This window comes from Sporosarcina sp. A2 (genome assembly GCF_050858885.1).
Lineage (GTDB): Bacteria > Bacillota > Bacilli > Bacillales_A > Planococcaceae > Sporosarcina.
This window is the reverse complement of record NZ_CP193898.1, coordinates 3,122,696-3,141,063: the sequence shown is the minus strand read 5'-3', so window position 1 is coordinate 3,141,063 and position 18,368 is coordinate 3,122,696. Positions and strand designations below refer to the sequence as shown.

The window sequence follows — 18,368 nt, the reverse complement described above, 5'->3', positions numbered from 1 at the left end:
CAAAAAGCTTTGCACACCTTAAATAGGTGCCAAAGCCCGGCTTCTCACTGAAGCCACTTTTCAACTGTGTAATAGTTTGGAGACGCGTGCATCGTACGCTCACACTGTTCACAAATACAGCGAACTTCAAGTTTTCCACGGTCTGTCACTTCAATGAAGCGCTCCGTGTTTTTTTCATCAGCCTTCTGTAAGTCCCGAATCGTTTCCTTAACGGATGCGAATGGGATTGAACCGACTTCCATACGACAATGTTTACAACGATAAGAAATCACCCTTGAGATCGCCTCTTTTTGTACAAGTATAGGCCATTCAGGGCTTACTTATGCTTACGCACCGTTATATTCGTTCATTATTTCAAGAAACGGATGATTTACCCATGCACGTGTAGCTGCAGCACTCTTTTCTACAGCTTCTTGAATTAGGGGTTGCTCATCTTTACCGAAAGAACTTAGTACATAATCTGCAACGCTCATTGGACCATCTGGTCTGCCAACACCGATACGAATACGATTGAATTCATTCGTTCCTAAATGGGCAATTAAAGATTTCATGCCGTTATGTCCACCGGCACCGCCCTTAGCTCGTAGACGTAGTTTTCCTGGAACAAGGTCAAGATCATCGTAAATTACGACAATTTCGTCATCATCGATCTCATAATAATCCATGAGTGGTCTCACGCATTCTCCCGATAGGTTCATGAACGTTAGTGGTTTCACGAGCATGACTTTCTCTGTCCCCACGTAAACAGTTGTAATCATTCCATTGAACTTCGTTTGCATAACAGGTGCATTAAGTTGTTCTGCTAGTAAGTCAATTGCTTGAAAGCCCACATTATGACGCGTAGTTGCATATTGTTTACCCGGATTCCCGAGTCCAATTATCATTTTCATTTAACTACTCTCTTTCTTTCAAAAAAATCGTTAAACAGAAAACAAGCGCACGGGATGCCGCGCGCTGTTTGTAAGTATTATTTTTCCTCGTCTTTCTCGTTTACAACTTCAACCTCTTCTGTTGGACCAGAAGTCTCTTCATCGAGTGCTTCTAGTTCTGCATCAGTTCGTGGAGCAGAAATAAGAACGATTATCTCTTCGTCTTCGTTTAGGATTTCGTACTTCGCACCTTCACGCATATCTGAGACTTGGATTGTTTCACCGATATCCAATTTAGACACATCTACTTCGATATGCTCAGGAATATCAGATGGTTTCGCTTTAACTTTAACTTCCCATAGTGGCTGTTGAACAACGCCACCTGCTTTTTCACCAACAGATTGTCCTGTTAATTGAATTGCAACGTCTACTTCAAGTTCTTCGGACATATTGATAGCCAAGAAGTCTGCGTGCTCGACTTTCCCAGTTAACACGTCAGCTTGGTAGTCACTCAACATGACATCTACTTTCTTACCATCAACGTCCAATTTGAATGCACCATTTCGGCCATGCTGTTGAATCGTTTTAATAAGGTCTCGTTCTTCTACGCTAATTGAAGTTGACTCCGTATTGAATCCGTATACGACAGAAGGAACTTTTCCTTCATGACGTAATTGACGTAATCCTGACTGTGGTGTAAGTTCTCGTTTTTCTGACTGTAATGCTGTACTCATATGATTAGTCCCCTTTTTTATTAAAAGTTATCCTACATAGTAAATACCCCTTACATGACGTTCCAAAACATTAAATACATGATCACAGCTGGACAGTTGTCAATTTAATCGAACAACGTGCTGACGGATTTCTCTTCGAACACACGTACAATTGCGTCACCCATAAGTTTTGCAACTGACAATTGCTTGATTTTAGGTGAGTTTTTGTCTTCAGGAAGCTCAATTGTATTGGTAATGACTAATTCTTTAATCTGTGAATCATTAATACGTTGAATAGCAGGTCCTGATAATACTGGGTGTGTACAACAAGCATAGACTTCTTTTGCACCACTTTCAATCAAAGCACTCGCACCAGCAGTGATTGTACCAGCTGTATCGATAATATCATCGATTAGGATTGCGATTTTGCCGTCTACTTGCCCTACAATGTTCATTACTTCACTGACATTTGGTCTTGGACGACGCTTGTCAATAATTGCAATTGGTGCTTTCAAACGGTCTGCCATTTTACGAGCTCGTGTCACTCCGCCATGATCCGGTGAAACGATAACGATGTCATCGCCTTTGAATCCTCGGTTTTTAAAGTGATCCGAAAGTAAAGGTACAGCAACCAAGTGGTCGATTGGAATATCGAAGAAGCCTTGGATTTGTGGAGCGTGAAGATCCATAGCAATTACACGATCTGCGCCTGCCTTTTCAAGAAGGTTTGCAACAAGCTTCGCTGTGATTGGCTCACGTGAACGTGCTTTACGGTCTTGACGAGCATATCCATAGTAAGGCATTACTACATTGATTGTACGTGCAGATGCACGTCGTAATGCATCAATCATAATAAGAAGTTCCATCAAGTTATCGTTGACTGGATTAGAAGTTGACTGGATTACGAAGACATCACATCCACGAATACTTTCTTCGATATTGATTTGAACTTCTCCATCACTGAAACGCTTTACAGAACATTGACCGAGTGGTCGGCCGATGACGTCAGCTACTTCTTGCGCTAAAGGTTCGTTTGCATTTAAAGTGAATAGTTTCAGTTTGCTATTTGGATAGTGATTGCCCATGATGGACCTCCTGTTTTATCGTTTAGAGTTTAGTTTTGTTGCGTATCCTTCTTTGTTCTCTTGGCGAGCACGTGCGATTGCAAGTGAGTCTTCGGGTACATTTTTCGTCACTGTTGAACCAGCTGCCACGTATGACCCTTTGCCAACTGTGACTGGAGCTACTAAGTTTGAATTACAGCCGATGAAGGCCTCATCTTCAATGATTGTCTTAAATTTGTTCTTACCGTCATAATTGACCGTAATGGATCCACATCCAATATTAACAGAAGAACCTACTTCCGCATCCCCGATATAACTAAGGTGTGATACTTTACTGCCTTCACCGAAGGAAGATTTCTTTATCTCAACAAAGTTACCGACTTTTACATGGTCACCGAGATCCGTTTCAGGACGGACGTGAGCGAACGGTCCGACAGACGTCTCCGAACCAATTTTACTGGACTTCACGACCGATGAGTGGATAGTCGTGCGATTACGGATTTCGCTGTTTACGATATGGCTATTCGGTCCAATGACGCATTCTTCTCCAATGACACTATGACCTTCTATTATTGTTCCCGGTAGAAGCACCGTATCCCGACCGATTACTGCATCTGCACTAATCACGGTCGTTGCTGGAGCGATGATTGTCACACCGTTACGCATATGCTTTTCTGCGATTCGATCGCGCATGACCGCTTCTGCCTGTGCGAGCACGACACGGTCATTCACTCCTAGTGTCTCACTGAAGTCACCTGAAACGTGCGCTCCGATAAGCGCCCCTTCAGATTGAAGGATTCCCATAACGTCTGGTAAATAGTATTCACCTTGTGCATTGTCATTTTTCACTTTTTTAAGCGCATCAAACAGTGCTCGGTTATCGAAACAGTATGTACCAGTATTGATTTCAGTAACCGCTTGCTCTTCAGGTGTCGCATCTTTTTGCTCTACATTTCTAAGCACTTCACCTTGTTCACCACGAATAATACGACCATATCCTGTTGGATTGTCTGCAATAGCTGTTAAAATGGTTGCTTTTGCACCGAGTTCTTTGTGTTCTTGAACGAGTGAAGCCATCGTTTCTGAACGAATGAGTGGTGTATCCCCACAAATAACAAGTGTCGTGCCTTCTAAATCACCAAGTAGCGCTTCTGCTTGTTGAACTGCATGAGCTGTTCCGAGCTGTTCCGCTTGAAGGACATACTCGCTCTTTTCACCTAGCGTCTCTTCTACAAGTTCAGCACCGTGTCCCACGACTGTTACAACTCGATCTGCTCCAATTCCCTTCACGTGATCAATCACGTGTTCTACCATAGGTTTCCCACAAACTGGGTGAAGCACTTTGTATAAATTCGATTTCATGCGCGTGCCTTGGCCTGCTGCCAGGACAATTGCGTATGTATGTGTCATGAGCTGTCCCCCATCTTTATTTTCATATTAGACTATATCTGACCTGGCATGTTTTTTCAACTATTCCTACTTGACAATTTGAAGACATTATCCTATTATTATTGGTATTTTTCTTGAAAAGTCGAGTTGAAAGGCATGAAAAGAGCCGCTGCCTGAAATAGCCGCGGCTCTGTGACAATTCATCGACACATCGTTATTCATACTGAGACTTCTTCAAAAACCGGCTCACTTTCCTCGGCAAAATATGCGCCTAAAACAGCTTCTTGAATTTTTGTTCGTGAAGCAGGGTTGATCGGATGAGCTACATCCCTAAACTCGCCATCAGGCGTCCGTTTACTTGGCATAGCCACAAAGAGTCCTTCATTTCCTTCGATAATCCGTATATCGTGAACTACAAATTCTTCATCAAATGTAATAGAGGCGATTGCACGCATTCTTCCATTCGTTTCAATCTTTCGTAAGCGAACATTTGTAACTTGCATAATCGTTCCCATTCCCCTTTCTTGAAAACGTGTGTTATACAATTTCTACATAACTCCTTAAATCCCTTTATACAAATTTAATTTTCCGACAACTTTCCGTATTTATGAGAGAATACGAAAAAAACGTTCCCCGAAAGGAACGTCTTTCATTACTCAGCAGCGATTGCCACTACTTCGATTTCTACTTTTACATCTTTAGGCAGTCGAGCTACTTCGACTGTTGAACGCGCCGGTGTATGATCTCCAAAATGCTGTGCATAGATCTCATTCAATGCACCAAACTCATTCATGTCTTTGATAAATACTGTAGCCTTGACGACTTGACTGAGTGACGAGTTCGCTTCCGAAAGAACCGCTTTCAGATTTTCAAACACTTGGTTCGTTTGCTCTTCAATCGTTGTTCCTGCAACTTCACCGTTGATTTGCAAAGGAATTTGACCGGATGTGTATACCATCCCCTTTACTTTGACTGCTTGTGCGTAAGGACCGATTGCTTTTGGAGCCTGTTCTGTCGCAACGTAATTCATACCTGATTTCCACCTTCCGAAAAGTAGTTACCGTCTTCTATCTCAATTGTGCGGTTCCGTTCATTCACTTTTCTAAGTTTCACAAGTGAACAGTACTTTTCAACGAGAACTTCTTCAGTGTGTTCAGATTCCACTAATACAGCGGCTCCTGCAAGCTCACAATCGAATTCTTCGACCAAGTGGCGCATGCCGAGCATTGTACCTCCAGCTTTCATGAAATCATCTGTCACTAAGACTCGCTGACCACTCTTCATACTACGCTTCGACAACACCATAGTCTGGATTCTCCGCGTCGACCCGGATACATAATTAATACTGACTGTTGAGCCTTCAGTCACTTTGCTGTCCCGACGAACAATAACAACAGGTACATTCAAATGACGCGCAATTGCTTGTGCAATCGGAATACCTTTCGTAGCAACAGTCATAATAACGTCAATGTCTTGGTTAGCAAAAGCCGAAGCGAATACTCGTCCCACTTTGTCCATCAGCTGAGGATTACCAAGCAAATCTGTCAAATACAAATAGCCGCCTGGTAGTAACCGATCCGAATGACCTAACTCTTCAATCAGTTGTGCAATCACTTCTTGCACCGCTTGATCTGACATCAACGGAATGTATTTCACACCACCAGCTGCACCTGATACCGTTACCAACTTTCCGGTCCCGGTTTCTTCAAATGTCTCTTTGATAATTGTCAGGTCTTCACTAATTGATGACTTTGCTGACTGAAAACGTTCTGAGAAAACCGTTAGCGGGATGAGTTGGTGAGGGTTCTCCAACAGATGGCGTGTCATCTCAACGAGACGTTCACTCCTCTTCCACTTCATATCCAACAACTCCTAAAACCCGAATATTATAACTTCAGACTACCACAATCGTACGTTTTCAAGCAAGATTGATACGTTCTCCCATCATCCGGACTGCATACACTTCCGGGCAGAATCCTTTTAATCCGTTATAAATACGAGCGACTTGAGATTCGTGTTGCACAAGTCCGAACACTGTAGGTCCGCTTCCACTCATAAGTACCGTGTCTGCTCCGAACTTCAACATCTGTTCTTTCAAAACACTTACTTGTGGATGTAGATTCATCGTAACTGGCTCGAGCGCATTCCCGACCTTTTTACACAGCGCATCATAGTTGGATGTGCGCAGTGCTTCAATCATTCCTGCGGTATCGGGATGCTGTATGCCTTGGATATCAAGTCCGCCGTAGATGTCTGCAGTAGAAACGGAAATCGGAGGCTTTGCTAATACAACCCAACAATTCGGTGGGACCGATAAGTGTTGGATGTGCTCTCCGCGACCAGAAGCGAGAGCTGTCCCACCATATACACAAAAAGGAATGTCTGAACCAATACTTGCACCAAGTTCTGCTAGCTCGTCCAAGGAAAGTCCAAGATCCCACAATCTATTAAGCCCGCGTAATGTAGCAGCTGCATCAGAGCTCCCGCCGGCCAAACCTGCAGCCACGGGAATGTTCTTGTCTAAAGTAATTTCTACACCACTACGGATATCAAACTTTTTCCGTAATATATCTGCTGCCTGCCAAGCAAGATTACGTTTATCATTCGGTACAAACCGTTCTGAAGAACGGATTGTAATGCCACGATCTAAAGGCTTCAGCCAAATGCGATCTGCAAGATCTACCGTCGTCATGATCATTTCAACTTCATGGAAACCGTCCGGGCGTTTTTGCAGGACATCGAGCGTTAAATTTATTTTAGCGGGCGCTTTTTCAGATATCATCCTCATCTGGCTGCCTCCATTCAAACTTCATTGTTCACTATTTTACCATAGGCAGGAATAAAAGTGCCTGTATTCGATAAAAAAGTGTTAAGAACACGCAAAAAAGAGTTGTGCTTGCACTCTTCATGCATAGCAACAACTCTACTTGTCAGCCATTCGTTGGATTTGGGTCTAGCTACAGGGTTATCTCCATGTTAATGTGGGCGTTCGTTGTCCCCCATGCCACGTCCTGCCATCTCAATTGCGCGTTTTACCATATTTCCCGCATCTCGTGATTTAATGCCACCCCAACCTTCACGTTGAACCACATCGTAAAATCCTAATTCTTTTGCAATTTCCTCTTTCAATTGCTCAGACATTACGCCGTTTCTTCTCGCCATTTAGGTTTCCTCCTTCTTGGCTGACAGACTTAGTATGCACCGATACACACAAAAAACACCTTCGACTCTTGAAGAAGAGTCGAAGGTGTTTTATCTAAGAATAAATCAAAAATGATAAAAGTGCTATTTAATCTCAAACGCTGTGGTGTCTCCACCGTCCAGTATCGTTATTTCAACTGCTTCAGTTAAAATATCCGCATAACTGTATGATACCCGTTCAAAAGCATTTTCGTCCTGATCAAGTTCCACTACAAATACTGCACGATACGTGTCACGAAGGATTCCAGCTCTTTCGATCGTTTTTTTACGACCGCCGTTTGCACGAAGGTGCAGGCGTTTTCCTAAGTGGGCATCCAATGACTTTTTAATGTCCGCTAATGTTTTTGGCACGTCGCTTCCACCTCACTGTGTATTATCATAACACAGTTAAAAAGTTCTGTCAATTAAAATTCAAATTTTAACAGGTTGAATTCCTCTTTGTCAATCCTTTTATAGTAAATTTTCATGTTTCGACATTCTTTTTTTCTTGAAATAGTCATAAATTCTATTTCTCTTAGTTTACGCTACGTCCAAACTCTTCATACAATGCGTTAGACAATGTAGCGAATTCTTCAATAGAAAGTGTTTCTCCTCTTCGAGTTGGATTGATCTCAGCTGTAGAAAGTGCTTCGAGAATTGCTTCCTTCTTCGCTTTTCCTTGCGATAGCGACGCTTGTAGATTATTTAAAATCGTCTTCCGACGCTGCACAAACGAACCCCTAGCAACTTTAAAAAGAAACTCTTCATTAATTACAAAGGCAGGTGGGGTTGCTTTTCGTGACAAACGAAGTACCGCAGACTCCACATTAGGTTGTGGCATGAATACAGTTCTTGGGACGATCATAGATACTTCTGCATCCATATAGTACTGAATTGCGATGGAAAGAGATCCGTATGCTTTGGTTCCAGGAACTGCTGTTATACGATCTGCTACTTCCCGTTGCATCATAATAACCATTCGCTCAATAGGAACCTTCCCCATGAGAAACTTCATAATGATTGGAGTTGTTACGTAGTACGGAAGGTTCGCAACGACTGTAACTTCATCAAAATCAGCAAATTGTTCTTCAATAACTGCATTTAAGTCTACTTCTAATATATCTTGGTGCACGACCGTAACATTCGGATAAGGAGAAAGCGTATCCTCCAACACGGGGAGAAGTCGACCATCAATTTCAAAAGCTACGACTTTGCCTGCAGCACGTGCGATTGGTTCTGTTAACGCACCGATACCCGGGCCGATTTCTATAACGCCTGACCGCTTATCGATTCCTGCATGGTAGATAATATTTTTTAAAATGTTCGGGTCGATCAGAAAGTTCTGTCCCAAACTCTTTTTAAAGGAAAATCCGTGTTTCTGTAATATTTCCTTCGTCCGTGCAGGGGTTGCGATGTCTTTCATCATTCTTGTTCCTCCTCGTCTATCGTTAAAAGAGCTTGCATAAGCTTCGCTTCACTAATTCGAAACATGGTCAGACGTTTTTGCAGTCCCTTCCCATTCACTTGACCGATCTGTAAGAGTTCACTCAATCGATCTCGTCTCTTTTTAGCTTCAGGATACCCAATTAGTCTTGCTTCAATTAGTAAATCCCGGGATGTTTCTTCTATTATAGTTGTATCGATCGTATAGACTGCCTGTAGAGCGTTTCTGATGTCTTCGTCTGTTGCATGCTCGATTCCGACTTTCTTGCCGTTTTTCGCAATCGCTCGTTCTCTTGTTAAAAAGGCATGTTTGACGTCTGGAATTTGTTGTTCAATAATTGCCCGAATTCGTCTTCCTGGATAGTCAGGATCTGTAAATACGATGACTCCTCGCGTTTGTTGGGCATGACGAATCTTAGTGAGGGCTTCCTGACCGACCGCCGAGCCATTTGTTTCAATGGTGTCTGCACCGGTTGCGCGCTTTATAGCAATCGTGTCCGACTTCCCTTCAACTACGATAACTTCTTTTATATCCACTACTGTATTCCTCTTTCCTGAAAATAAGTCTTCCTCAATTCTAACGGGTGTGTCGTCCATTGTACAGAATACCTTAAGACAAGCAACAATCCGCATAGCTCGTCTTGAGCCATGCGGATTGTTGGATAGTATCTATATAGAACGTACTAGAGTTCCATTAGTTCAATACTTTAACTTTTACTCGGCGTCTGCCAAACTGTTTGGCGACTCCATCATTTGGAACATGCAAGTCGATACGATTACCTTTAATCGCCCCACCTGTATCTCCAGCAATTGCATACCCATAACCCTCTACCCATACCTTTGAACCCAATGGTATAACACTCGGATCTACTGCAATGACTTTCAAGTTGGGGTTCGCACTTAGGTTAATACCTGTAGCTGTGACACCACTACAACCTGTACAATGAGCTGTGTACGCAGTTGCATTCATATACATCTCTTTAACAGACTTGCTTCCGGCACCACGAGATACGCTTGTCTTTTTAGCCGCAGATGCTACTGGTGATGCAAATGCTGTTGTCGTACTTGCTAGCGCAACTTTTGAACCTACAGAAACAACTTTGGCTTTTGGATGTGCAACGACATGCTGTGCAACAAGTTTGCGTGATACTTCTTTGCCGTTCTCTTTGACGATTTCGAATCTCTTTCTGACTTTCCCTTGCTCGCCTTCTCGGACTACCTTTTCGTGTCCTTTAAGTAAACTATCGTCAGCACGCTTTTTCACGTCGAAATTCGTCGTCTCTTCCACTACATCGCTAACCTTTTCTACACGGACGATCGATACGATAGACTTAGGAAGCAACAGTTGCTCCTTATCACTTTCTATTCGATCCAATTCACTCAATTGAATGTTCTCGTTCTTTAAAAAGTCAGCGACCGTAGTCGAAGTGGACCATACTTTTGTAGATTTCTTTCCGTCTTTCAACGTGATTTGAAATGCTTTATTAATTGTAATTTCACCTTGTTCATCAATCTTACTGTCAAGGCTCGGTTCTACTGAATCATGTTCAGCTAATTCTATGCCCGCTTCAGTCAAGATATCTTTTACTGCTGCCTTTGTTGTCCAAATCGTCGTTGAGTCGTTGTTCATATTTATTGCAACGGGGTTTGCTTGTTTCCAATCAATCGTCATACCATCTTCGATAGACGTTTTTACTGAGGGTGAGACGGTATCATGTGAGCCGATCTCTATATCACGCTGTGCCAGTGCATCTTCGACTGTTTTTGCGTGTGTTTTTAGTTCCACTGTTTTTCCATCCGCTTCAAGCGTGACGTTTTTCTTTGTACCTTCGAATACGACTAGAGAAAGGACAGTGACAAAAATTGCTAACATTGCAACTCCTGCTGCTATTTTTTGTATCCTCAATGATTGAAAGAATTGGTTTCCCATGGTTCGTTTCGTCATGAAAAATTCTCCTCCTTATTCACTCGGCTGATTATATAAGCTCAATTTATTGATGTCAACCGATCTAACTTCCTTGCATAAGAATGCCGGAAGTCCCCTTATTTCAAAGAATAGGAGATTCTCCCGGCAGTTTTGTCATTTGATAGAAAATAATTTCATAGCATTTCGCGTGGTGATTTCTGCAACCTCTTCAACTGATATTCCTTTCAGTTCCGCGATCTGTTCAGCAACAAGCTTTACAAAAGCAGGCTCATTACGCTTACCCCGATGAGGGTGAGGCGCAAGGTAAGGTGCATCAGTTTCTACAAGTAAATAATCCAGTGGAATTTCTGTCGCCACTTGCTTAGGCATTTTTGCATTTTTAAATGTTACTGGACCTCCAAGCGAAATCATAAAGTTCATATCTATACACTGTTTGGCAGTCTCTACACTCCCACTAAAGCAGTGCATGATTCCTCCTGTAATTTCAGCCTCTTCTTCTTGTAAAATCCGCACGACATCTGCCGTTGCGTCTCGATTGTGAATTATAATCGGCAACTTAACTTTTTGTGCAAGACGTATCTGTTTACGGAATACTTCTTGTTGAACCTCTTTCGGTGACTTATCCCAGTGATAATCCAGACCAGTTTCACCAATCCCTACCACTTTAGGATGAGCAGCTAACTCTTCAATCCATTTCAAATCTGCTTCTGTACAGTCGATTGCATCCACTGGATGCCAACCTACTACTGCATAGATGAAACTATGTTTTTCAGCGAGCTCCATCGCCTTCAAAATGGTCGGTCGGTCAAACCCAACGACTACCATCCGTTCGATGCCTGCTTCTAGTGCTCGCTCGATAACTTGGTCAATATCCTCTTCATATTGTTCTGCATTTAAATGGACATGTGTATCAATTAACATCTCAGTCGCCTCACATTACTTATAGTGTACTGCCTTGTCTTTACATGAACATCGCAGTTTCATTACAAAACGATGACAAACACAAAAATAGCAACGACTCTCCGAAGAAAGCCGTTGCCCTATATTATTTCACTCGTGATCCGTTTGCAAGCGATGCGTCTGCGGTTGCAAGTTTCAGCACACCATCTGACGTACCCGCCAAAATCATTCCTTGCGACCATTCTCCACGTAATTTAACGGGTTTCAAGTTCGCAACTACAATTACTTTCTGTCCAATCAGTTGATCGGGAGTGTAGTGTTCCGCGATCCCTGAAACAACTTGTCGCTGTTCGTAGCCGAGATCCACCTGCAACTTCAGTAACTTATCTGCTTTTGGTATTTTCTCACACGCTGTAACTGTTGCAATTCTTAAATCGATTGCTTGGAATGCATCAATTGTAATTTCAGGTGATTCATCCACTTGCTTTTCTTGTTTTGGTTCTTCCACTTCGGATTCTTTTGGAGCGGTAACAGCCATTTGTTCTTTAATGTACTGGATTTCCACTTCATTATCCAAACGTGGGAAGATTGGAACGCCTTTTTCAATTACTTTCGTGTTTTCAGGGATTGTCTTAAATTCACCGAGCGTATCCCACTCCAGTAAGGATTCGTTTAACCCAAGCTGTTCCATAATTTTTTTAGGAGACTCTGTCATGAATGGTTGCAACATAATCGCGATGTGACGAAGCGAATGGACTAAGTGAACCATGACAGAGGCTAGCTTTCCACGGTCTGCATCCTCTTTCGCAAGAACCCAAGGTGATGTTTCATCAATATACTTGTTTGTTCGTGAAACAAGCGACCACAGCTCTGAAAGCACAATACTGAACTGCATCTTTTCAAGAGACTCTTCATACTTTTGTACAGTCGACGCCATTGCTGAGCGAAGACTTTCGTCAAACTCGGTAGGCTCCGCGAGCGCAACAGGTACAACTCCGTCAAAGTACTTATTGATCATTGAAACGGAACGGTTGAGCAAGTTCCCCAGGTCGTTGGCTAGATCATAGTTTGTCCGATCAACGAACGATTCTGGAGAGAATGTTCCATCTTGACCGAAGGGAAGTTCACGCAATAAGAAGTAACGTGTCGCGTCTAAGCCATAGCGTTCTACTAGCATATCTGGGTAGACTACGTTTCCTTTGGACTTCGACATTTTACCGTCCTTCATCATGATGAATCCATGAGCAAAGATTTTTTTCGGTAGTGGTAAATCTAACGCCATCAAGAAGATTGGCCAGTAAATCGTATGGAAACGGACGATGTCCTTCCCAACAACCTGTACATCAGCAGGCCAATACTTATTGAGTAGTGAATCATCATCCGAAAGATATCCAAGAGATGTAATGTAGTTTGTTAAAGCATCGACCCATACGTAAATGACATGTCTAGGATCCCCAGGTACTTTAATGCCCCAGTCGAAAGAAACACGCGACACGGATAAATCTTCAAGTCCCGGCTTAATGAAGTTATTGATCATTTCATTTTTACGTGATTCCGGCTCAATGAAACCAGGATGATCTTCATAATACTGAAGGAGACGATCAGAGTATTTCTTCATATTAAAGAAATACGATTCTTCCGCTACACGCTCTACCGGGCGACCACAGTCCGGACAATTGCCATCTACGAGTTGCGCTTCAGTGAAATACGATTCACACGGAATGCATTTCCATCCTTCGTATTCCCCTTTGTATATATCCCCATTATCGAGGAACTTTTGGAAGATCTTTTGAACGGCGTTTTTGTGACGTTCTTCAGTCGTCTGAATGAAATCATTATACGTAATATCCATCAGCTTCCAAATGCGTTTTGCATAGTCAGCAATATCGTTAACGTACTCTTGCGGTGGACGGCCAGCTTCTTCCGCTTTTTCTTGAATCTTTTGTCCGTGCTCATCCATACCTGTTAAGAAACGGACATCAAAGCCCTTAAGCCTTTTGTATCTTGCCATAGCATCTGACGCTACTGTCGTATAGGCCGTTCCAATATGAAATTTCCCACTTGGATAATAAATTGGTGTCGTAATATAAAATGTTTTTTTCTGTTCAGCCACTGTAATTCCTCCTGTACCCTTATCGATTCTTTCATTTTATCGAACTTTTGTATATTTCGCTATGGGGAGTTATTTTCGCATCCTTTATTGTGTAATTTTCATTCATCATTATGTGTGTTTATCATGTATCTATTATTCATTGCATAGTTTAGCTGTTTCTCTATTGACGTTAAATGGAAGACTTGGTATGATAATAGACAGACAAGAGAAAAATGTCGAATTCTGACGAATGACTATAATTACTTAGGAGGAACCTAATAATGAAATCTACTGGAATCGTACGTAAAGTCGACGAACTCGGCCGTGTAGTAATCCCTATCGAATTGCGTCGGACACTCGGCATAGCTCAAAAAGACGCGCTAGAAATTTATGTGGATGACGATAAAATCATCTTAAAAAAATATATGCCTAACATGACATGTTCAGTAACTGGAGAAGTATCTGATGACAATTTAACACTCATCGACGGTAAACTTATCCTAAGTCCTGAAGGTGCTAAGCAGCTAATCGCTGAAATCGAAGGTAAAATGTCTTGATTTAATGGTTTTACTTCAATAACATCTGTGCCTATTTTAAATAGACATAGATGTTATTTTTTTTATTCTACGTGATACGCCTGATAGACTTCTCTCTTAGCGACTCCGCGGACAATCGCAACTTCTCTTATGGCCTCTTTGGAAGTACACCCTTTTTGTTCCATCACTTGATTAACGTGATCTGCTGAATCTAATGCGCTCCACCATTCTTCTTCAAACTCTTCATTTGTCCCATCTGATCCTTCCACAACCAAACAAAACTCGCCACGAATCTCTGTAGATTCTGCCCAATTCAATGCATCTTCAATCGTTCCTCTAACGAATTCTTCATAACGTTTGGTCAATTCCCGCGCAAGCGTGATACGTCGATCTGCTCCAAAGTGTTCACTTAACGCACGCAACGTTTCTTTTAATCGATGAGGGGCTTCATAAAAAAGAAGCGTTTCTTGTCGATTCTGCAACGTCTCTAACTGAATCCGACGTTTTTTCTTCTGTCGATCCAAAAAACCGAAAAACAAAAATGGTTGTGTTGGTAATCCTGAAGCTACAAGCGCACTAATTGCAGCATTCGGACCTGGAACTGGAACTACAGCAAATCCTTCAGCAATTGCTTTCTCTGCGATATCTGCACCAGGATCCGAAATACAAGGCATTCCCGCATCACTGACGAGAGCAACAACCTTACCTTCAGAGAGAAGATCTAGAATCTTTCTTCCCCCTACTTCTAAATTATGTTCGTGATAGCTCATAAATGGCGTGTCAATGTCAAAGTGGTTGGACAGCTTCACTGTATTTCTTGTGTCTTCTGCTGCAATCATATCTGCTTCTTTCAGAATGCGGATTGCCCGATAGCTCATGTCTTCCAAGTTTCCAATCGGTGTCCCTACTAAATACAGCACACCACATTCGACTTCCGCACTTTTCTGCGTAATCATTCTGTTGCCTCCTCTTGTTTCAAATACCGTTCTTTTGCGGGGCGCGTCAACTGCTTAAATCGATACTCTGCTTGCATGGCTTCCCGTTTCGTTTCAAACGTCTCGTGGTGAATGCAACGAACAGGGCTTCTGGAACGCGTATACTTCGCACCTTTCCCTGTATTGTGCATAGCAACACGACGATCTAAATCCGTTGTATATCCTCCATAATAGGATCCATCCTTACATTCAAGTACATAAAACAGGTGGTTACTCTTCTGTGCCATACAATAACTTCCTTACTTCGTCTGTATAAGTACCGTCCTGCTTATAAACGTATAACGGCGGGAGAACTTTAAGATCGGGCTTGCCATCTTTTGTGGCCTCTATTAGTAATGTATTCGCTTCTTTTCCTTCTTTTGGATAGACGAATTGAATGCGTTTAGGCTCTAGCCGATTTGCTCGCATTGATGTAAGTATATCTAACAGCCTTCCAGGACGATGAACGAACGCAGCCTTTCCTCCCTGCTTCAATAATTCACTCGCAGAACGGACAGCTTGGTCAAGGGTCAGTTTCACTTCATGCCGAGCAATAGTCAAAGGTTCTTTTTGGTTTTGTTCACTGTGCTCGTGTGTTTTAAAATAAGGCGGGTTGCACGTAACCACATCGTACTGATCAAACCCTATTTTCGATGCAATGCCGATGACGTCGTCACATAGCATCGTAATCTGCGATGCTAGCTGATTATAAACAACACTTCGACTTGCCATATCTGCGAGTTGCTGTTGCAATTCGATTGCAGTGATTTCCGCAGATGTGCGAGCGCTTAAGAATAAAGGGATTGCTCCGTTTCCCGCGCATAAGTCTACAATTTTCCCTCGACGAATAGGAATCGATGCAAACCGTGATAACAAGACAGCGTCGAGTGAAAATGAAAAGACAGAGGGACTTTGGATAATCCGCAAGTCCTCTGCTAGTAGATAATCGAGGCGTTCATCGCCCCGCAATTCAATAGATTCCATCTGGTACTCCTTTATAGGTTAATAAATACTCTTATATATAGAAAAGCCGACACCTAGATACACATAGGGATCGGCTAAAATTCACACATTCTGTTTACTTAGAAACGAGAGACAAAACAGGCAATCTTCACCTTTACGTGTACTTCCATAGTGAACGTTACACACATGGAATCCCTCATTATAAATACGAGCCAAATTATCTACACCTTCGCCAACGTCTGCCCGCTGTGCGCGTTCTGCAGTTTTCTTATCCGCAGCAGCTTGTAGATCCAACTCTTCTAAACGCGCACGCAGATGATGATTCTCAAGTTGAAGTGAATGGTTTTCTTCCGTCATCTTGGCAACAAAACCGATAATTTCACGGAATTGCTTATGCATAGAGTCAAGTTGTTGTTCGTATTCGATTACCTTATCGAGAAAGTTCCCTTCTTTCAACATTGTCACCTCATCACTTCATCAATTGACGGGCTGTCCCGTCTTCTTAGAAAGTTCTTCCCAAGCATATTCAAGCGTTTGGTCCTGATCAGTCAATTTAACTTTAAGCAAACGCTCCAATAAGTTCAGACCAATTACTTTTCCGTGTCCATCTGGTGTTTCAATTCGAGTGCCGATATCCGGCATTAGTGCTTTTGCTTCCTCGTATTCGTCATTCTCATACTTCAAACAGCACATTAGTCTTCCACATAACCCTGAAATTTTGGAAGGATTTAGTGAGAGGTTCTGATCTTTGGCCATTTTGATGGAAACAGGTTCAAAATCTCCGAGGAATGTAGAACAGCACAACATTCTTCCGCACGGACCTATTCCCCCTAGCATCTTCGCTTCATCTCGAACACCAATTTGACGTAGCTCGATTCGTGTTCTAAAGATAGACGCTAAATCTTTCACCAAGTTTCTAAAATCGACACGACCTTCTGCTGTGAAATAGAAGATCACTTTGTTGCGATCAAATGTATATTCTACATCAACGAGTTTCATATCAAGTTTATGCTCTTGTATTTTAGCTACACACGTTGAAAATGCTTTCTTTGCGTCTAGTTCATTTTCTTCCACTTTATCAATGTCCTCCGCACTAGCAGGACGGATTACTTTCTTTAAAGGGAGTACTAAGTCCGAACCATCCATGTCAACCATCATGCTAACCACTTTCCCATACTCTGTGCCTCGGGAAGATTCAACGATTACATAGTCGTCAACTTTCAAGTCATAATCCATTGGGTCAAAATAATGTATTTTACCCGCTTTTTTAAAGCGGATTCCTGCAACGTTATACAACGAATAACCCCTCCTGCATACTGAGCACCAATTGCTCCATTAAAAGCGTACGGTGCATATTGCGATGCAATTGCTTTTTTGCCTGCAAAACTGATTCCAACACCGCGGATAGCTGATCATACGTCATTTTCATCGCTATATTCGTTATGAACTCATCTAAGTCCGGATAGGCTGGTATCGCAGACAGGCCCGCTTTCTTCGCCACGATATCACGGTATATGTACAGAAGCAAGTCCAATCCCATTTCAGTGTCTTCTTTTTCTTTTAAAAAAGGAGGCCATTCTGTTTGGATAAGTAACAAAGCGTCTGTCACGTGATGATCGATAGCTTGCACTAATTTTACCACTGTTTTTCGCAAACTTACAAATTGATCATCTAAAGCAAGTTCTGCAGCTCGAGTTGAGTCTGCCGTAAGTGATGTAACTGTTGCCGCCAGTGAAGGGGAAATTCCTTCAGCCTTCAACTTCTCCATCATTTGTTCGCGTTGCGGTGGAAGGAAAGAGATACGCTGGCATCTCGACTGGATTGTTGGCAATATCATATGGTATGCATCCGTCAGTAGAAGTGCTGTTACATCACCTTCGGGTTCTTCCAAAAATTTGAGTAAAGCATTAGCCGCGGCTGTATTCATACGATGCGCTTGCTCAATCATATAAATGCGACGACCACTCTCATATCCCTTTTTCGTCATAACTGAGAGTAATCCTGCCATTTGGTCTTTTTTTATATCTTGTCCATCTGGTTGTAGTGTATGAATATTAGGATGATTCCCTGAAGCGACACGCTTGCAGGCACTACATGTTCCACATGGAACATTTTCATTTGGTTGCTCACACAGCAGTAATTGTGCGAAATAGAGTGCGGCATCCTGTTTACCAATTCCTTTTTCACCATCGAATATGTACGCGTGACCAATTCGATGATTCCGGTAGGCAGCACCGAATCTAGCAACGACTGCCGGCTGTTCATTAACGATTCGACTGTACAACTGCTTTTCCATTCGGCTGCCTCCTTCGTTTAAA

23 protein-coding genes are annotated in these 18,368 nt (G+C 42.4%); 1 reads left to right on the top strand and 22 read right to left on the bottom strand.

Features of this window, described 5'->3' with window-relative positions; translation table 11 throughout:
* Nucleotides 1-44: 44 nt before the first annotated feature.
* The 16 genes from ACRPI0_RS15990 to metG form a co-directional block, all read right to left on the bottom strand.
* A complete protein-coding gene (locus ACRPI0_RS15990; protein WP_432353758.1) occupies nt 45-242 on the bottom strand; it encodes an anti-sigma-F factor Fin in 198 nt (65 codons plus the stop codon).
* Between the two features lie 84 nt (nt 243-326).
* Nucleotides 327-890: an aminoacyl-tRNA hydrolase gene (pth, locus tag ACRPI0_RS15985; protein WP_432353757.1), complete on the bottom strand. Its 564-nt coding sequence runs from the start codon at nt 888-890 to the stop codon at nt 327-329.
* A 77-nt stretch (nt 891-967) separates the two neighbouring features.
* On the bottom strand, nt 968-1,603 hold the full coding sequence (locus tag ACRPI0_RS15980; protein ID WP_432353756.1) for a 50S ribosomal protein L25/general stress protein Ctc: 636 nt from the start codon (nt 1,601-1,603) through the stop codon (nt 968-970).
* A 104-nt stretch (nt 1,604-1,707) separates the two neighbouring features.
* The gene (locus ACRPI0_RS15975; protein ID WP_432353755.1) at nt 1,708-2,667 is read right to left on the bottom strand and encodes a ribose-phosphate diphosphokinase; all 960 of its coding nucleotides are present in this window, start codon (nt 2,665-2,667) and stop codon (nt 1,708-1,710) included.
* A gap of 15 nt (nt 2,668-2,682) precedes the next feature.
* Nucleotides 2,683-4,056, bottom strand: coding sequence for a bifunctional UDP-N-acetylglucosamine diphosphorylase/glucosamine-1-phosphate N-acetyltransferase GlmU (gene glmU, locus ACRPI0_RS15970; RefSeq protein ID WP_432353754.1), 1,374 nt, complete (start codon nt 4,054-4,056; stop codon nt 2,683-2,685).
* Nucleotides 4,057-4,253: 197 nt separating this feature from the next.
* A complete protein-coding gene (gene spoVG / locus ACRPI0_RS15965) occupies nt 4,254-4,538 on the bottom strand; it encodes a septation regulator SpoVG (RefSeq protein WP_432355991.1) in 285 nt (94 codons plus the stop codon).
* Between the two features lie 149 nt (nt 4,539-4,687).
* A complete protein-coding gene (locus ACRPI0_RS15960) occupies nt 4,688-5,065 on the bottom strand; it encodes a RidA family protein (protein ID WP_432353753.1) in 378 nt (125 codons plus the stop codon).
* Complete coding sequence (gene purR / locus ACRPI0_RS15955) at nt 5,062-5,895, bottom strand: pur operon repressor (RefSeq protein WP_432353751.1); 834 nt, start codon at nt 5,893-5,895, stop codon at nt 5,062-5,064. Before purR ends, ACRPI0_RS15960 begins: the two co-directional genes overlap by 4 nt.
* Before the next feature lie 58 nt (nt 5,896-5,953).
* A complete protein-coding gene (gene ispE, locus ACRPI0_RS15950) occupies nt 5,954-6,817 on the bottom strand; it encodes a 4-(cytidine 5'-diphospho)-2-C-methyl-D-erythritol kinase (RefSeq protein ID WP_432355990.1) in 864 nt (287 codons plus the stop codon).
* 194 nt (nt 6,818-7,011) lie between these two features.
* On the bottom strand, nt 7,012-7,197 hold the full coding sequence (locus tag ACRPI0_RS15945) for a small, acid-soluble spore protein, alpha/beta type (RefSeq protein WP_432353750.1): 186 nt from the start codon (nt 7,195-7,197) through the stop codon (nt 7,012-7,014).
* A gap of 123 nt (nt 7,198-7,320) precedes the next feature.
* The gene (gene veg, locus ACRPI0_RS15940) at nt 7,321-7,587 is read right to left on the bottom strand and encodes a biofilm formation stimulator Veg (protein ID WP_025783693.1); all 267 of its coding nucleotides are present in this window, start codon (nt 7,585-7,587) and stop codon (nt 7,321-7,323) included.
* A gap of 163 nt (nt 7,588-7,750) precedes the next feature.
* The gene (gene rsmA, locus ACRPI0_RS15935) at nt 7,751-8,641 is read right to left on the bottom strand and encodes a 16S rRNA (adenine(1518)-N(6)/adenine(1519)-N(6))-dimethyltransferase RsmA (RefSeq protein WP_432353749.1); all 891 of its coding nucleotides are present in this window, start codon (nt 8,639-8,641) and stop codon (nt 7,751-7,753) included.
* On the bottom strand, nt 8,638-9,195 hold the full coding sequence (rnmV, locus tag ACRPI0_RS15930; protein WP_432353747.1) for a ribonuclease M5: 558 nt from the start codon (nt 9,193-9,195) through the stop codon (nt 8,638-8,640). Before rnmV ends, rsmA begins: the two co-directional genes overlap by 4 nt.
* A gap of 157 nt (nt 9,196-9,352) precedes the next feature.
* Nucleotides 9,353-10,603: a ubiquitin-like domain-containing protein gene (locus ACRPI0_RS15925; protein ID WP_432353746.1), complete on the bottom strand. Its 1,251-nt coding sequence runs from the start codon at nt 10,601-10,603 to the stop codon at nt 9,353-9,355.
* 135 nt (nt 10,604-10,738) lie between these two features.
* Nucleotides 10,739-11,506 (bottom strand): TatD family hydrolase, encoded by a 768-nt coding sequence (locus ACRPI0_RS15920; RefSeq protein ID WP_432353745.1) that lies wholly within the window; start codon nt 11,504-11,506, stop codon nt 10,739-10,741.
* Between the two features lie 124 nt (nt 11,507-11,630).
* The gene (gene metG, locus ACRPI0_RS15915) at nt 11,631-13,598 is read right to left on the bottom strand and encodes a methionine--tRNA ligase (RefSeq protein ID WP_432353744.1); all 1,968 of its coding nucleotides are present in this window, start codon (nt 13,596-13,598) and stop codon (nt 11,631-11,633) included.
* 260 nt (nt 13,599-13,858) lie between these two features.
* Between metG and ACRPI0_RS15910 the strand changes: the two genes are divergently transcribed.
* The gene (locus ACRPI0_RS15910) at nt 13,859-14,134 is read left to right on the top strand and encodes an AbrB/MazE/SpoVT family DNA-binding domain-containing protein (protein ID WP_125102737.1); all 276 of its coding nucleotides are present in this window, start codon (nt 13,859-13,861) and stop codon (nt 14,132-14,134) included.
* Between the two features lie 62 nt (nt 14,135-14,196).
* Here the strand turns inward: ACRPI0_RS15910 and rsmI are convergent, their stop codons facing one another.
* The 6 genes from rsmI to holB all read right to left on the bottom strand — a co-directional run bounded on the left by rsmI (nt 14,197) and on the right by holB (nt 18,346).
* Nucleotides 14,197-15,069 carry a 16S rRNA (cytidine(1402)-2'-O)-methyltransferase gene (gene rsmI / locus ACRPI0_RS15905; protein ID WP_432353743.1) on the bottom strand — a complete coding sequence of 291 codons (873 nt, stop codon included), beginning with the start codon at nt 15,067-15,069 and terminating at the stop codon, nt 14,197-14,199.
* Nucleotides 15,066-15,335, bottom strand: a complete 270-nt coding sequence (locus ACRPI0_RS15900) for a GIY-YIG nuclease family protein (RefSeq protein WP_432353742.1) — start codon at nt 15,333-15,335, stop codon at nt 15,066-15,068. Before ACRPI0_RS15900 ends, rsmI begins: the two co-directional genes overlap by 4 nt.
* Nucleotides 15,319-16,071 (bottom strand): tRNA1(Val) (adenine(37)-N6)-methyltransferase, encoded by a 753-nt coding sequence (locus ACRPI0_RS15895; protein ID WP_432353741.1) that lies wholly within the window; start codon nt 16,069-16,071, stop codon nt 15,319-15,321. The genes ACRPI0_RS15900 and ACRPI0_RS15895 overlap by 17 nt, the downstream gene beginning before the upstream one ends.
* Nucleotides 16,072-16,152: 81 nt before the next feature.
* A complete protein-coding gene (gene yabA, locus ACRPI0_RS15890; RefSeq protein ID WP_432355989.1) occupies nt 16,153-16,506 on the bottom strand; it encodes a DNA replication initiation control protein YabA in 354 nt (117 codons plus the stop codon).
* 21 nt (nt 16,507-16,527) lie between these two features.
* Complete coding sequence (locus ACRPI0_RS15885; protein WP_432353740.1) at nt 16,528-17,346, bottom strand: PSP1 domain-containing protein; 819 nt, start codon at nt 17,344-17,346, stop codon at nt 16,528-16,530.
* Nucleotides 17,339-18,346 (bottom strand): DNA polymerase III subunit delta', encoded by a 1,008-nt coding sequence (holB, locus tag ACRPI0_RS15880; RefSeq protein ID WP_432353739.1) that lies wholly within the window; start codon nt 18,344-18,346, stop codon nt 17,339-17,341. The genes ACRPI0_RS15885 and holB overlap by 8 nt, the downstream gene beginning before the upstream one ends.
* Nucleotides 18,347-18,368 lie beyond the last annotated feature (22 nt).

What these genes read in the sequence shown, in the direction of transcription:
- ACRPI0_RS15925 (WP_432353746.1), bottom strand. Translation starts at nt 10,603, where the DNA reads ATGACGAAACGAACCATGGGAAACCAATTCTTTCAATCATTGAGGATA.
- ACRPI0_RS15960 (WP_432353753.1), bottom strand. Translation starts at nt 5,065, where the DNA reads ATGAATTACGTTGCGACAGAACAGGCTCCAAAAGCAATCGGTCCTTAC.
- rsmA (WP_432353749.1), bottom strand. Translation starts at nt 8,641, where the DNA reads ATGATGAAAGACATCGCAACCCCTGCACGGACGAAGGAAATATTACAG.
- purR (WP_432353751.1), bottom strand. Translation starts at nt 5,895, where the DNA reads ATGAAGTGGAAGAGGAGTGAACGTCTCGTTGAGATGACACGCCATCTG.
- ACRPI0_RS15910 (WP_125102737.1), top strand. Translation starts at nt 13,859, where the DNA reads ATGAAATCTACTGGAATCGTACGTAAAGTCGACGAACTCGGCCGTGTA.
- ACRPI0_RS15900 (WP_432353742.1), bottom strand. Translation starts at nt 15,335, where the DNA reads ATGGCACAGAAGAGTAACCACCTGTTTTATGTACTTGAATGTAAGGAT.
- holB (WP_432353739.1), bottom strand. Translation starts at nt 18,346, where the DNA reads ATGGAAAAGCAGTTGTACAGTCGAATCGTTAATGAACAGCCGGCAGTC.
- ACRPI0_RS15895 (WP_432353741.1), bottom strand. Translation starts at nt 16,071, where the DNA reads ATGGAATCTATTGAATTGCGGGGCGATGAACGCCTCGATTATCTACTA.
- ACRPI0_RS15980 (WP_432353756.1), bottom strand. Translation starts at nt 1,603, where the DNA reads ATGAGTACAGCATTACAGTCAGAAAAACGAGAACTTACACCACAGTCA.
- ACRPI0_RS15990 (WP_432353758.1), bottom strand. Translation starts at nt 242, where the DNA reads ATGGAAGTCGGTTCAATCCCATTCGCATCCGTTAAGGAAACGATTCGG.
- spoVG (WP_432355991.1), bottom strand. Translation starts at nt 4,538, where the DNA reads ATGCAAGTTACAAATGTTCGCTTACGAAAGATTGAAACGAATGGAAGA.
- ispE (WP_432355990.1), bottom strand. Translation starts at nt 6,817, where the DNA reads ATGATATCTGAAAAAGCGCCCGCTAAAATAAATTTAACGCTCGATGTC.
- ACRPI0_RS15920 (WP_432353745.1), bottom strand. Translation starts at nt 11,506, where the DNA reads ATGTTAATTGATACACATGTCCATTTAAATGCAGAACAATATGAAGAG.
- pth (WP_432353757.1), bottom strand. Translation starts at nt 890, where the DNA reads ATGAAAATGATAATTGGACTCGGGAATCCGGGTAAACAATATGCAACT.
- ACRPI0_RS15945 (WP_432353750.1), bottom strand. Translation starts at nt 7,197, where the DNA reads ATGGCGAGAAGAAACGGCGTAATGTCTGAGCAATTGAAAGAGGAAATT.
- glmU (WP_432353754.1), bottom strand. Translation starts at nt 4,056, where the DNA reads ATGACACATACATACGCAATTGTCCTGGCAGCAGGCCAAGGCACGCGC.
- ACRPI0_RS15975 (WP_432353755.1), bottom strand. Translation starts at nt 2,667, where the DNA reads ATGGGCAATCACTATCCAAATAGCAAACTGAAACTATTCACTTTAAAT.
- rsmI (WP_432353743.1), bottom strand. Translation starts at nt 15,069, where the DNA reads ATGATTACGCAGAAAAGTGCGGAAGTCGAATGTGGTGTGCTGTATTTA.